Below are 11,896 nucleotides of genomic sequence, written 5' to 3'. Positions count from 1 at the left end.
TCCATGGCAATCAGCCCGCGCTGTGCGATCTGGCCGCGTTGCGGTCGAGCCATCAGCGCAGTAGGATTCGCGCTTTTGCCGAGGATTCGCCCGTCATGCCGTTCCAGCAAGGTCTGCTTGCCACCCCGGTGCCGGTTCATGCCCGTCACCTGTTTTTTACCCTGCACAGCGCACAAGCCCTGCCTGGCGTACTGGATGCGCTGCTCGCCGAAATCGACGGGCGCAGCCTGATTGCTGGCGTCGGGCTGCCAATGGCGACTGCGCTGGGCCGGGCAATTCCGGGTTTGCAGGCGTTCCCTGAGCTCGATGCAGTGGTACACAACCCAAGCACCCAGCACGCGCTGTGGCTGTGGCTGCGTGGCGAAGAACGTGGTGACCTGTATCTGCGCAGCCAGGCACTGATCGCGCAGCTGGCGCCGGCGCTGCAACTGGTCGACAGCATCGACGGCTTCCTGCACCAGGGCGGTCGAGACCTTACCGGTTACGAAGACGGCACTGAAAATCCAAGTGACGACGCTGCGGTCGAAGCTGCCATCGTCGCCGACGCTGAGCCCGGCCTGGCGGGTTCGAGCTACGCAGCGTTCCAGTTGTGGAAGCATGACCTGAGCTACTTCAAGTCGCTGCCTCAGACCGAACAGGACGACATAATTGGCCGCCGTCTAGAAGACAACGAAGAGCTCGACGATGCGCCGGAATCGGCTCACGTCAAACGTACCGCCCAGGAAAGCTACGCGCCGGAAGCGTTCATGGTGCGTCGTTCGGTGTCGTGGGCTGACGACCGCGGCGCAGGCCTGGCGTTTGTAGCGCTTGGCCGTTCGTTCGACGCTTTCGATGTCCAGCTGCGGCGCATGAGCGGCCTGGAAGACGGCGTGGTGGATGCCCTCTATCGCTTCAGCCGGCCGTTGACTGGTGGTTATTACTGGTGCCCGCCGATGACTGAACAGGGGCTGGACCTGCGTCTGCTGCTCGGCTGATCCTGGCCAAGCGGCCAAACATCCAGATACAGAATGCACCGACAGCTCGCGCCATCACGGCTAGCCTTGAAAGTTTCCGGCTTATGACAGGGGCTTTTCCATGTATGCGCGTCGTGATGTCCTACGCACTGGTGCAGCATTGGGCTTGCTGGCCAGCAGCCCCTGGTTGCTGGCAGCTCCCGCCGACAGCTTGCTGACCCGCAAGGTGCCCGGCACTGGCGAGGCGCTGCCGGTGATTGGCGCCGGCACCTCTGGCAGCTTCGAAGTGGAAACAGGGAGTGCCGAGTATCAGCGGCTCCAGCAGGTTCTGCAGGCGTTCTTTGCTGGCGGCGGGCGCATCATCGATACCTCGCCCAATTACGGCGGTGCCGATGCCATTCTTGGCCAGTTACTGGAGGAGGGCGGCTGGCATCGCCAGTGCTTCCTTGCCACCAAAATTGCCGCTGACAGCAAGGCCGCTGCCGAGGCGCAGTGGGCGGGCACCTTGCGCAGCCTGCGCACCGATCGGGTCGACCTGCTGCAGATCCATAACCTGCGCGACTGGCAGCGACAGCTGCCTTATGCCCGTGAACTGAAGGCGCAGGGCAAGACCCGCTATGTCGGCATCACCCATTACCTGTCCAGCAGCCATGAACAGGTCGCGCAGATCGTGCGCAAGGAGCCGCTGGATTTTGTCCAGATCAATTACTCGGTAAATGCGCCCGAGGCCGCTCGCGCATTGTTGCCGTTGTGCCAGGACAAGGGCGTTGCGGTGCTGATCAATCGTGCCTTTGACGATGGCCGCCTGTTTGCCCGGGTCAAGGACATGGCCTTGCCAGACTGGGCGGCACAGGTAGGCGCAAGCAGTTGGGCGCAGCTGTTTCTGAAGTTCGCCATCAGCCACCCGGCCGTGACGGCGGTGATCCCCGCCACCGGCCGCCCCGATCGCCAGATCGACCAGCTCAAAGCCGGCCATGGTCAGTTGCTGAGCGAGGCGCACCAGCGCGCGTTGATCAAACTGTTTGGCTAGGCTCATGAGCCGTTGGCGTGAGCGGCTGGGCACCAGCCTGAACCTGCAACCTGGCGAAGGGCCGGCAGTGGCCGCCGGCCTGGTGATGTTCTTTCTGCTGTTTACCGGCTATTTCATGCTGCGCCCGGTGCGCGAAACCATGGGCATCGCCGGCGGCATCGACAATCTGCAGTGGCTGTTCACCGGCACCTTCATCGCCACGCTGGTCTGCCTGCCGCTGTTCGGCTGGCTGGCATCGCGAGTCAAACGCAAGCGCATTCTGCCGTGGACCTACGGCTTCTTTGTCAGCAACCTGGTGTTGTTTGCGGGGCTGTTTGCCGTTGACCAACAGGCGCTGTGGACGGCCCGTGCGTTCTACATCTGGTTGTCTGTGTTCAATCTGCTGGCGATTTCCCTGGCCTGGAGCGTGCTGGCGGACCTGTTTTCCACAGAGCAGGGCAAGCGCCTGTTCGGTTTGCTTGCTGCCGGAGCCAGCGCAGGGGGTTTGGCTGGGCCAGTGCTGGGAACCTTGCTGGTCGCACCCTTGGGCCACAGCGGATTGCTGTTATTGGCCAGCCTGCTGCTGCTTGGCAGCATTGCCGCGAGCGCTTACCTGCAGCACTGGCGTTCGCAGCATCCTCTGGAGCTGACTGCTGAACTGCCGCCGAACAAGCCGCTGGGTGGCAATCCGTTTGCCGGGGCGACGGCAGTCTTGCGTTCGCCTTATCTACTGGGCATTGCCCTGTTCGTGGTGCTGCTTGCCAGTGTCAGCACCTTTTTGTACTTCGAACAGGCCCGCATTGTTAGTGAAACCTTCACTGATCGGACTCAGCAGACGCAGGTGTTCGGTCTGATCGACAGCGTGGTGCAGGCGCTGGCGATTCTCACCCAGCTGTTTATCACTGGCAGGCTCGCGCGGCGGTTGGGTGTCGGCGTGCTGCTGGTTGGCGTACCGCTGCTGATGGCCCTGGGCTTCGTCTGGCTGGCCCTGGCGCCGACCTTTGCCGTGTTTGTAGGGGTGATGGTGGTACGCCGCGCTGGCGAATACGCACTGGTGCGGCCCGGTCGCGAGATGCTTTTTACGGTGCTACCGGCCGAAGCCAAGTACAAGGCCAAGAGCTTTATCGACACGGTGGTCTATCGCGGTGGCGACGCCTTGAGTGGTTGGCTCAAACGCGGCCTGGACCTCCTCGGCGAGCATCCGCAGCTGGCGATGCTGATCGGCGCAGCTCTTGCCTTGAGCTGGGCCGGGGTCGGCGGCTGGCTAGGGCGTCGGCAACGCCAGCTCGAGCAACCTGCCTAAGCGTTGCGCACTAAATAACGCCTCATCGGGCTTTTAATGCCATTGGTCCGAACCTTTCGGAAATAAAGCGAATCCGCTGTTATCGCGGCACTCCCAGCTATGTGCGGCTCATCACCGTGCATCCCAGTAGCTACGAGAGGTTACGCACCATGGACAAGAAAGACACCAACAAGACCGGCAGCCAGGGTGGAACGAAAAACCCGGGCAACTTCGCTAATGATCGCGAAAAAGCTTCTGAAGCCGGCCGTAAGGGCGGACAGAAGTCAGGTGGTGGTGAGTCCAGTGATTCCGGCCGCAAGGGCGGACGTTCGTAAGTGAAATGACGCCGCGCCGGTTCCCGCCGGCGCGGCGTTGCTGAAGGAGACAGATCATGCGCCCACGGTCTATAGCACCTACCGTTTGCCTGCTCGGCAGCCTGGCGGTACTGACCGGCTGTTTTGACCGCGACGACAGCCACCCAGCCAAAGATGCCGATGAAAGCAAGCCCTCACTGCAGATGCAGCAGCACCAGACACCCGCTCCACAACCCGCGCCTGGGCCAGAACCCATGCCGCAGGACAACAAAAACCAATAAGTGCACGAGGAATGAGTCATGACGGTGATGACCCGCAAGGCCGCCTCCATGGTTCCGGCCTTGACCACAGAAGACAGCTTCGAACAGCGCTACCGGGCACTCCTGCACGGCCACAGCGTCGACAGTGCACAATGGCTTGCCCGACAGCTCAAGCGCGCCGAGCAACTGGCGGATGATCTTCCAGCTTCGCCTGCTCAGCTCAGCGACTGGGCGGTGCGCCACAGTGCTCAGGTGGCTGCGGAGTTCGCGACTTACCTGACTCAGCGCCGCGAAGGCGGGCCACGCCGTTATTTTGCCAACCGCGCCCAGGCACTGTGGTACATCCAGCAAGTGGCTCCGACCAAAGCGGTCGATGGTGCCTGGCTGCATGGCTTTTTGCAGCACTGGCAGGACCCACGCTATCACGGCCTTATCCGTACCTTTTTAGAAGAGTTGGGTGATGGTGATCCGCGTTGCAACCACGTCCTGATCTATCAGCGCCTGCTCAGCCGCCTTGGCTGCCTGGAGTTGCTGCCACTTGTCGATGAGCGTTATCTGCAAGGTACCGTTCAACTGGCCCTGGGCGCGCACGGCGATGCCTTCGAGGCCGAGGCTATTGGCTACAACTTGGGCTATGAGCAACCACCGCTGCATCTGTTGATCACCACCTATGAACTGGCAGAACTGGGCATCGACGGCCACTACTTCCAGCTGCACGTCACCATCGACAATGCTGCAACCGGCCACGCGCACAAATCGATTCAGGCACTGCTGCAATTGCTGCCGGAAAGCGACGCCGGAGCCTACTACCAACGGGTTCGTCAGGGTTATCGGCTGAACGAGCTCGGTGAATCTGCCACCGCGCTTATCGCCAGCTTCGATCTTGAACAGGAACTGATCAGCTCGCTGGAACGCAAGCGCCTCTTCGGCCAGTTCATGCATTCCGACCATTGCCGCCTGCAGGGCCGCACCATCAATCAATGGCTGGCTGAACCAGACGGCATGGCCGGCTTCCTCGATGCGCTGCAAGCGCAAAAATGGGTTGTGCGCGGACAGGACCCGGCCGAGAGCCGCTTCTGGCGCGTCATGAAGGGCCCCACTGCACCTATGTTCGGCGTGTTCAGTGCCTATGAAAAGCAGCTGTGGTACGACTGGATCAGCGCGGACTGGCAAGGCCCGAGGATCCGCCGCGTTGCCCCCGGAAGCTGGGAGACTGGGCTGCAGCTCGACGCACCAAGCAGTATGCAGAAGCCTTCGACCGCACCGTTGGAAACGCTCATCGCCCGTATGGCAGGTAACCGGCATGCCTTGCCGGCGGGGTTGGAAGCTACCCGCGCGTACATTCGCGCTACCGGTCTTACCCAGGAGAACGCTCATTGATTGCAGCCAGCGAAGAACAGACTCAGGCTGACGAGGCCTTGTTGCAATTAGGCAAGCACCTGCGTGCTGACGGCTATCGGTTTACTTGCGTCAGCCCAGCGACTCATGCGCGTAACAATGCGCGACCTGAGGCCCAGCGCGCTTGCACACTGCGCGACATTTTTGGCTGGAGCAGGCCATTTGCTGCGGGGCTTTTGTCGGCGGACCAACTGCAGCAGCTGGCCGAGGCTCAGGTATTGGACGAGCACGGCGAGTCGCTGCGCAGCAAGGTGCGCTGGTCGACTCTGGAAGATCTGCTCCTGGTGCATTCCGCCTATCCGACCGAGGCCAGCGATGCAGTATTCTTCGGCCCGGACAGTTACCGATTTGCCCAGGTCATCCACGAGCATCTGCAGCGCTGTGCAACGCCCGTGCAGCATGCTGTAGACATCGGCTGCGGCAGCGGAGTTGGCGCGCTACTGATCGCCAGGGCGGCCCAGCATGCTCAGGTCAGTGCGGTGGACATCAACCCGCTGGCGCTGCGTTACACCACGGTTAATGCCGCCTTGGCAGGTTTGACCAATGTTTCAGTCCAGCGCAGCAATATTCTCGACGGTGTCACTGGCACGTTCGACCTGATCGTCGCCAATCCCCCTTACATGCTCGACACCCAGCAGCGCCAGTATCGCCACGGCGGCGGCTCACTCGGTGCGCAGTTGTCGTTACAGATCATCGAACAAGGCTGTGAGCGCCTCAGCCCCGGGGGCACGCTGCTGCTGTATACCGGAGTGGCCATGATCGAGGGCCGTGACCCATTGCTTGAAGCGGCACGCGCACTTTTGGCCGGGCCACGCTGGAGTTGGGTCTACCGCGAGCTTGATCCGGACGTGTTCGGCGAACAGTTGAATGAGCCAGGTTATGAGCAGGTCGAGCGGATTGCAGCAGTTGCGTTAAGCGTTACCCGAATCGGATGAACGTATGTTCAAGCCTTGTACCTTCGGCATCGAAGAAGAATACCTGCTGGTAGAAGCAGTCACCGGCAAGGTGCTGGCTGCACCTTCGCCAGTGGTGGGTAATCTCTGCCGCGAAGTCATGGGGCAGTATTTTGCCGAAGAAATGTTCCGCTGCCAGATCGAAGTCGCCTCGCCGATATTCGATCACGTGCGCCAGGCCCAGCAGTTTTTCGATGATAGCCGCCAGCGCCTGAACGAGGCGTTGGCCGAGGAGGGCGCTGCCCTCTATTGTGCCGGCAGTCACCCCAGCGCGCAGTGGCAACGCCAGCGTCCGAGGACCACCCCGCGCTACTGGCAATTATTCGATGATTACCAGCACGTGGCGCGGCGTAGCGTGCTCTCGGGGCTGCATGTGCATGTCGGCGTGCCACCTGGCTGCGATCGCATCCAGCTGATCAACCAAGTGGTGTACTGGTTGCCGATGTTCCTGCTGCTGAGTAGTTCTTCACCGCTATGGAGCGGGGAGAACACCGGCTACATGAGCTACCGCAGGGCGATTTGCGGCGAGTGGCCACATATGGGCCTGCCAGAGCCGCTGGCAGACTGGACTGCGTATCAACGCTATCGCGGGTTGCTGCAGCGAACAGGCTCGCTGGCTATCGATGGCGCATTCTGGTGGGCGCTGCGGCCATCCCAGCGCTTTGCCACTGTAGAACTGCGTATCAGTGATGGTTGCCCGCGGCTGGAAGATGCGCTGTGCATTGCGGGTTTGTTTCGCCATCTGGTGGAGTGTTGCGTCATGCCTCATTACGCTCCGGCGCCGGCCAGTCGCGAAACTCACTGGATTGCCCAAGAGAACTACTGGCGGGCCATGCGTTATGGTCGCCATGGGCAGTTCATCGGGCTTGAACAGCAACAGGCGGTATCCGCCTTGGTTTGGCTGGCGCAGCTACGCGGGCAGCACCCGCCTGACTCGGTCGATGCCGAACGGGCATTCATGCAGGCGCAGCGCATTTTGACTGAAGGCACCAGTGCTGATCGGCAGCTGGAATACCTCAAACATGCGAGATTGGCCGGGCGAGATAAACGCCAGGGGCTGCGCGAGGTGGTTGAAATGGTCGTTGCAGAAGGTCAAGGCGCCTGGCCGGCCAGAAACCTCAACCTTACTCAGCCCTGAGCCGATCTGGATCAAGCCCGTTCGCCGCGCAACCAGCGTTGGTGGTAATGGCTCAAGCGTGTCAATCCATACAGCGCACCCTGTTGCAGTACCTCGGTGCGAATTCCGAAAAAGCGCTGGGTTCGGGTGAAAACCGCCAGCGGCTCGCCGGCGAAGGCCCAGGCAAAACACAATGTTCCCGGCGCTATACCGTCGGCACTCTCTGGCCCGGCAACTCCGGTGGTGGCGATTGCAACGGTAGCGGTGCTGTCGCGCAGGGCGCCCATCGCCATTTCCCAAGCTACCGCCTCACTGGTCAATCCATAGCGCTCGATGGTGATATCGCTCACCCCCAGCAGGCGTTTTTTCGCTTCAGGCGAGTACACCACATAGCCGCTCTCGAGCACCTCGCCGGTGCCTGGGCTTTCGGCCAGTAGTGCAACCATGCGCCCTGCGGTGCACGACTCGGCAGTGGTCAGCAGCAGGTGTTGCTGCTTCAGATAATCGAGTACAGCCTGGACTTGAGCTTGCGGCATGACGGGGCACCTTGAGTGTCTTTTGCGATTGACGCTTGGTCCTGATGATTGGTTCAGAGCGCTTGGGCCAGGCCGTGCGGCATCTCGATCAAACCTTCATCTCGCCATGCAGTCATTCATATTAAGGGCCTGAAGTGGTTCAGGCCGTGGAGGTGGCTGATGAAGTTTTACTGCCTGCTGCGGGGCTGCCAATGGCGGACCCTGATCAATCACCGACAAGCCGGGCTGGAGTGTCAATGTTGCGAGCGCTGCGGTGCGCTGCGCTCATTCCAGCCTGGGCAACCCTAGCAATTTCAGGAGCTGACCATGGCCCGGGCAATCTGGAAAGGCGCGATCAGTTTTGGCCTCGTGCACATCCCCGTTTCACTCAATACCGCCGTGCGTACCGAGCGGGTCGATTTTGACTGGCTCGACAAACGCAGCATGGAGCCGGTGGGCTACAAGCGCATCAACAAGGTCACCGGCAAGGAAATCGACAAGGACAACATCGTCAAAGGCGTGGAGTACCAGAAAGGCCAATATGTGGTGATCAGTGAAGACGAGATCCGCAAGGCGCGCCCTGAGGCCACCCAAACGATCGATATCTTCTCGTTTGTCGAGGCCGGCGATATTCCCTTGCAGCACTTTGATACGCCGTACTACCTGAGCCCGGACAAGCGCGGTGGCAAGGTTTATGCGTTGCTGCGCGAAACCCTGGAAAGCACCGGCAAGGTGGCGTTGGCCACGGTGGTCTTGCATACCCGCCAGCACCTGGCGCTGTTGCGCCCGCTGGATGATGCACTGGTGATGATCACTCTGCGCTGGCCAGAGGAAGTGCGCGGCCTCGATACGCTGGAGCTGGACAAGAGCGTAACCGATATCAAGGTCGACAAGCGTGAACTGGACATGGCCAAGCGCCTGGTCGAAGACATGAGCGGGCCGTGGACGCCGGACCAATATCATGATGCGTTCCGGCAGACGATCATGGATCTGGTCGAAGAGAAGGCGAGCAAGGGCAAGATCGCCGTGGTGGAGAAGGCCGAGGGCGGCAAGGGCGAGAAAAGCGCAGATATCATCGACCTTACCGAGTTGCTCAAACGCAGCCTCGGGGGCAAGCCCGGTGCAGCCAAGAAGAAAGCGCCCGAGCCTGCCAAAACTACGGAAAAGAAACCCGCCAAGCGTACACGCAAAGCCTCCTGAGGGGCATGGGCGAGGGGTACGGTCAGTGACTCATTTCGGCCTGCAGGTTTTTCTTCCAGCCGCGCAGGTTCATCGCGCCCAGGCAGAACTGCAGTGCAATCAACGCCCAGGCCTCGATCGACCAGCCCCAGATCACCCACAACAGATTGCTGCTGATAAAGCAGCAGAAACCCATCCGCCGCCGATGGGGTCGGCGTGAACCGATGCACCAGGCGGCAATTACGGTAAGCAGCATGGCCGGCCACTGCAGAAGGTCGATCCAGTCCACCATCACTTGAGCCCCATCTTTTTGCGCATGCCAGCGGTAATTGACTGGCGCGTCTTGGCCATATCGGCCCATGGATCTTCAACCTCAGCCAAACGCTCGTGCAGGTTATTGATCGTCCATTGGTTGGCACCTTTGAGCTCGGTCAGCTCCTCACGCCAGATCGGTACCGACACTGGCAGGCCTTCGCGTGCGCGCAGGCTGTAGGCGCAGGCAGTGGTGGCGCCTTTGCCATTGCGCAGGTAGTCGATAAAGATCCGCCCGACGCGGTTCTTTGGCCCGGACACGGCGCTCAGGCGCTCGGGGAACAGCTTGGCCAGGTAATTGACCAGGGCATGGCTGAAGTCTTTGACCTCGTCCCATCCGGCGCGGCGGGTCAGCGGCACCACCACGTGGATGCCCTTGCCGCCGCTGGTCTTGAGAAATACTTTGAGACCCAGCTCATCAAGCAGGGTCAAGGTCAGCTGGGTGGCTTCCAACATGGCTTTCCAAGGCAGCGCAGGATCAGGATCGAGGTCGAGCACGAAGCGGTCTGGCTTGTCGAAATCCTTGTCGGTGGCGTTCCAGGTGTGCAGCTCGAGCGTGTTCATCTGTACCGCGCCAAGCAAGGTCTCAGGCCTGTTGATGACCATGGCCGCCTGACCAGCCTCGGCCTTGTCGTAGCCAAGCACGCCGGGTAGGTGCAGCTGGCCGGCGTTTTTCTGGAAGAACAGTTCGCCTTCCAGCCCATCCGGTGCGCGTGCCAGTGCCACTGGGCGGTCCTTGAGTTGCGGCATGAGCCAGTCGGCGACGGCGGCGTAGTACTCGGCGACTTGCCGCTTGGTGGCGCCGCTGCCGGCGTCGATCACCCGGTCGGGGTGAGTCAAGCGCAGTTCACCGAGGCTTTCATCATCGCTGGGTTTGTTAGAGGATTTCTCAGCAACGGCGGCTTTTGGCATTGCATGCTCCAGGTCGATGGCCTTGGCCGGTTTGTCGTCACGCAGACCGTGGAAAACCGCATGGCGCACACTGCCGTCGCGGGTGATCTGTGCGTAGGCGATTTCGGCCAGCAGTTTCGGTTTGAGCCAATGCACGCCACGCGCATCTGCGCCCGTTGGAGGTTTGGCGAGCGCCGGCTTGGCGACTTCGAGAGGTTTCAGGCGTGCATGGATGCTGGCCAACGTCGTTGCAGTAAAGCCGGTGCCCACCTTGCCGGCATAGCGCAGCTCACCGCTGGGCTTGTCGTGCAGGGCCAGCAGCAAGGCGCCAAACCCGCTGCGGCTGCCTTTGGGATCGGTATAGCCGACGATCACGAACTCCTGGCGCAGCTGGCACTTGAGCTTGATCCAGTCATTGCTGCGTCGGCCTGAGTAGACGCTGTCGGCTCGCTTGCCGATCAGCCCTTCAAGTTCCAGCTTGCAGGCACTCTGCAGCAGCGATTCGACCGGCTCGTCGAAGTCGGCTGAGTACTTGAGACAGTCCCGCTCATTGTGCTCAAGCAGCTGGCGCAACGCCTCACGGCGATCTTGCAGCGGCACCTGACGCAGGTCTTCGCCACCCAGGAACAGAAGGTCGAACAGGTAATAGGTAATCTGCTCGTCGTTCTGCGTATCGAAGGCATTCTGCAATGCCTGAAAGTCCGCAGCGCCCTGTTCGTTGGCTACCACCATTTCACCATCGAGCCAGGCTTGCTTCAGCTTGAGCGTGCGCAGCGCCTCGACCTGGTGGGGCATCTTCGCGCTCCAGTCGTGGCCATTGCGAGTAAACAGGCGGACATCATCGCCGTCGATCCGGGCGAGGATGCGATAGCCGTCGAACTTGACCTCGTAGCGCCAGTCGCCGGCAGGCGCGGCATCGACAAGAGTTGCCAGCTGAGGCTGCAGTTTTTCAGGTAGCTCCGCTTTGGTTTTGCTGGCGCTGCGCTTGGCAGCAGGCGGTGCTTTCCTGGCCGTTTTGGCGGGAGACTTTGCTGCTTTGCGCGGCACCAGTGTGCGGTCACTGATCACGCTGTCAGGCAGAGCCTCGACGATGCTGTATTCGTCTTCACTACGGGTATCGCCGTCATGCGATTTGACCAGCATCCATTGTTCTTTCTTGCCTACCAGACGAGTACGAAACAGATTCCACACGCCTGAGAGTTTTTCGCCCTGCAGGCGGAAGCGCAGTTTGCCCTTGGCGTAGGCAGCTTGTGCGTCACCTTCGGGCTCCCACACACCACGGTCCCAGACAATCACGTCGCCGGCGCCATAATGGCCGTCGGGGATATTGCCTTCGAATTCGGCGTAGTCCAGCGGATGGTCTTCGACATGCACAGCGAGCCGGCGCACTTTGGGGTCCAGTGAAGGGCCTTTGGGAATTGCCCAGCTCTTCAGGGTGCCGTCCAGTTCCAGGCGGAAATCGTAGTGCAGGTGGCTGGCATCGTGTTTCTGGATGCAGTACTGCAATGCCTGTGGCTTTTTGCTGCGGCGTGACTTGCCGGCGGGTTCGGGGGTGGCGTTGAAATCACGTTTGCGTTGATATTCCTGCAGGGGTTCGCTCATCTCGGGCTCCTGTTCAAATCCCAGGCTCTCTGAAGTTGGGAGGCGAGGGCGGCGCAGGGAGTTCCATCTGTGACGGGCGGGGGGATATCAACGGCTGCGAGGATTTGGTCT

Annotated in this window: 12 protein-coding genes and 1 pseudogene; 10 read left to right on the top strand and 3 right to left on the bottom strand. The window is 61.0% G+C overall.

Going from position 1 to position 11,896, the window contains the following annotated elements; translation table 11 throughout:
• Nucleotides 1–95: 95 nt before the first annotated feature.
• The 8 genes and pseudogenes from K3F44_RS06755 to K3F44_RS06720 all read left to right on the top strand — a co-directional run bounded on the left by K3F44_RS06755 (nucleotide 96) and on the right by K3F44_RS06720 (nucleotide 7,307).
• Nucleotides 96–974: a Dyp-type peroxidase gene (locus tag K3F44_RS06755; RefSeq protein WP_150569250.1), complete on the top strand. Its 879-nt coding sequence runs from the start codon at nucleotides 96–98 to the stop codon at nucleotides 972–974.
• A 100-nt stretch (nucleotides 975–1,074) separates the two neighbouring features.
• Entirely contained in the window at nucleotides 1,075–1,983 is a 909-nt protein-coding gene (locus K3F44_RS06750; RefSeq protein WP_150571640.1) for an aldo/keto reductase, read from the top strand.
• A gap of 4 nt (nucleotides 1,984–1,987) precedes the next feature.
• Nucleotides 1,988–3,265 carry an NTP/NDP exchange transporter gene (locus K3F44_RS06745; protein ID WP_220633615.1) on the top strand — a complete coding sequence of 426 codons (1,278 nt, stop codon included), beginning with the start codon at nucleotides 1,988–1,990 and terminating at the stop codon, nucleotides 3,263–3,265.
• Between the two features lie 194 nt (nucleotides 3,266–3,459).
• A pseudogene (locus tag K3F44_RS06740) lies at nucleotides 3,460–3,579 on the top strand (KGG domain-containing protein); the annotation flags it as partial.
• A 56-nt stretch (nucleotides 3,580–3,635) separates the two neighbouring features.
• Nucleotides 3,636–3,839 (top strand): hypothetical protein, encoded by a 204-nt coding sequence (locus tag K3F44_RS06735; RefSeq protein ID WP_101319445.1) that lies wholly within the window; start codon nucleotides 3,636–3,638, stop codon nucleotides 3,837–3,839.
• An 18-nt stretch (nucleotides 3,840–3,857) separates the two neighbouring features.
• Nucleotides 3,858–5,198, top strand: coding sequence for an iron-containing redox enzyme family protein (locus K3F44_RS06730; protein WP_220633614.1), 1,341 nt, complete (start codon nucleotides 3,858–3,860; stop codon nucleotides 5,196–5,198).
• Nucleotides 5,198–6,151, top strand: a complete 954-nt coding sequence (locus tag K3F44_RS06725) for a class I SAM-dependent methyltransferase (RefSeq protein ID WP_220634152.1) — start codon at nucleotides 5,198–5,200, stop codon at nucleotides 6,149–6,151. The genes K3F44_RS06730 and K3F44_RS06725 overlap by 1 nt, the downstream gene beginning before the upstream one ends.
• A gap of 4 nt (nucleotides 6,152–6,155) precedes the next feature.
• Nucleotides 6,156–7,307: a carboxylate-amine ligase gene (locus K3F44_RS06720; protein ID WP_220633613.1), complete on the top strand. Its 1,152-nt coding sequence runs from the start codon at nucleotides 6,156–6,158 to the stop codon at nucleotides 7,305–7,307.
• An 11-nt stretch (nucleotides 7,308–7,318) separates the two neighbouring features.
• On the opposite strand, the gene K3F44_RS06715 is transcribed toward K3F44_RS06720, so the two are convergent.
• Complete coding sequence (locus tag K3F44_RS06715; RefSeq protein WP_101319439.1) at nucleotides 7,319–7,822, bottom strand: CinA family protein; 504 nt, start codon at nucleotides 7,820–7,822, stop codon at nucleotides 7,319–7,321.
• 159 nt (nucleotides 7,823–7,981) lie between these two features.
• On the opposite strand from K3F44_RS06715, the gene K3F44_RS24955 reads away from it, so the two are divergent.
• Nucleotides 7,982–8,110 (top strand): PSPA7_2676 family Cys-rich small protein, encoded by a 129-nt coding sequence (locus tag K3F44_RS24955; RefSeq protein ID WP_308812229.1) that lies wholly within the window; start codon nucleotides 7,982–7,984, stop codon nucleotides 8,108–8,110.
• Nucleotides 8,111–8,128: 18 nt separating this feature from the next.
• Nucleotides 8,129–9,001, top strand: coding sequence for a Ku protein (locus K3F44_RS06710; RefSeq protein ID WP_150571636.1), 873 nt, complete (start codon nucleotides 8,129–8,131; stop codon nucleotides 8,999–9,001).
• Nucleotides 9,002–9,023: 22 nt separating this feature from the next.
• Here the strand turns inward: K3F44_RS06710 and K3F44_RS06705 are convergent, their stop codons facing one another.
• Together K3F44_RS06705 and ligD are read right to left on the bottom strand one after the other, a co-directional pair.
• Nucleotides 9,024–9,272 carry a hypothetical protein gene (locus K3F44_RS06705; protein ID WP_101319435.1) on the bottom strand — a complete coding sequence of 83 codons (249 nt, stop codon included), beginning with the start codon at nucleotides 9,270–9,272 and terminating at the stop codon, nucleotides 9,024–9,026.
• Nucleotides 9,272–11,785, bottom strand: coding sequence for a DNA ligase D (ligD, locus tag K3F44_RS06700; protein ID WP_220633612.1), 2,514 nt, complete (start codon nucleotides 11,783–11,785; stop codon nucleotides 9,272–9,274). The genes K3F44_RS06705 and ligD overlap by 1 nt, the downstream gene beginning before the upstream one ends.
• Nucleotides 11,786–11,896 lie beyond the last annotated feature (111 nt).

The organism is Pseudomonas sp. S07E 245 (assembly GCF_019599025.1).
Classification (GTDB): Bacteria; Pseudomonadota; Gammaproteobacteria; order Pseudomonadales; family Pseudomonadaceae; genus Aquipseudomonas; species Aquipseudomonas shirazensis.
This window is presented reverse-complemented; position numbering and strand designations above follow the sequence as displayed.

Excerpts from the sequence above, each read along its gene's own strand:
- K3F44_RS06755 (WP_150569250.1), top strand. The coding sequence starts at position 96 with ATGCCGTTCCAGCAAGGTCTGCTTGCCACCCCGGTGCCGGTTCATGCC.
- K3F44_RS06750 (WP_150571640.1), top strand. The coding sequence starts at position 1,075 with ATGTATGCGCGTCGTGATGTCCTACGCACTGGTGCAGCATTGGGCTTG.
- K3F44_RS06745 (WP_220633615.1), top strand. The coding sequence starts at position 1,988 with ATGAGCCGTTGGCGTGAGCGGCTGGGCACCAGCCTGAACCTGCAACCT.
- K3F44_RS06735 (WP_101319445.1), top strand. The coding sequence starts at position 3,636 with ATGCGCCCACGGTCTATAGCACCTACCGTTTGCCTGCTCGGCAGCCTG.
- K3F44_RS06730 (WP_220633614.1), top strand. The coding sequence starts at position 3,858 with ATGACGGTGATGACCCGCAAGGCCGCCTCCATGGTTCCGGCCTTGACC.
- K3F44_RS06720 (WP_220633613.1), top strand. The coding sequence starts at position 6,156 with ATGTTCAAGCCTTGTACCTTCGGCATCGAAGAAGAATACCTGCTGGTA.
- K3F44_RS06715 (WP_101319439.1), bottom strand. The coding sequence starts at position 7,822 with ATGCCGCAAGCTCAAGTCCAGGCTGTACTCGATTATCTGAAGCAGCAA.
- K3F44_RS24955 (WP_308812229.1), top strand. The coding sequence starts at position 7,982 with ATGAAGTTTTACTGCCTGCTGCGGGGCTGCCAATGGCGGACCCTGATC.
- K3F44_RS06710 (WP_150571636.1), top strand. The coding sequence starts at position 8,129 with ATGGCCCGGGCAATCTGGAAAGGCGCGATCAGTTTTGGCCTCGTGCAC.
- K3F44_RS06705 (WP_101319435.1), bottom strand. The coding sequence starts at position 9,272 with ATGGTGGACTGGATCGACCTTCTGCAGTGGCCGGCCATGCTGCTTACC.
- ligD (WP_220633612.1), bottom strand. The coding sequence starts at position 11,785 with ATGAGCGAACCCCTGCAGGAATATCAACGCAAACGTGATTTCAACGCC.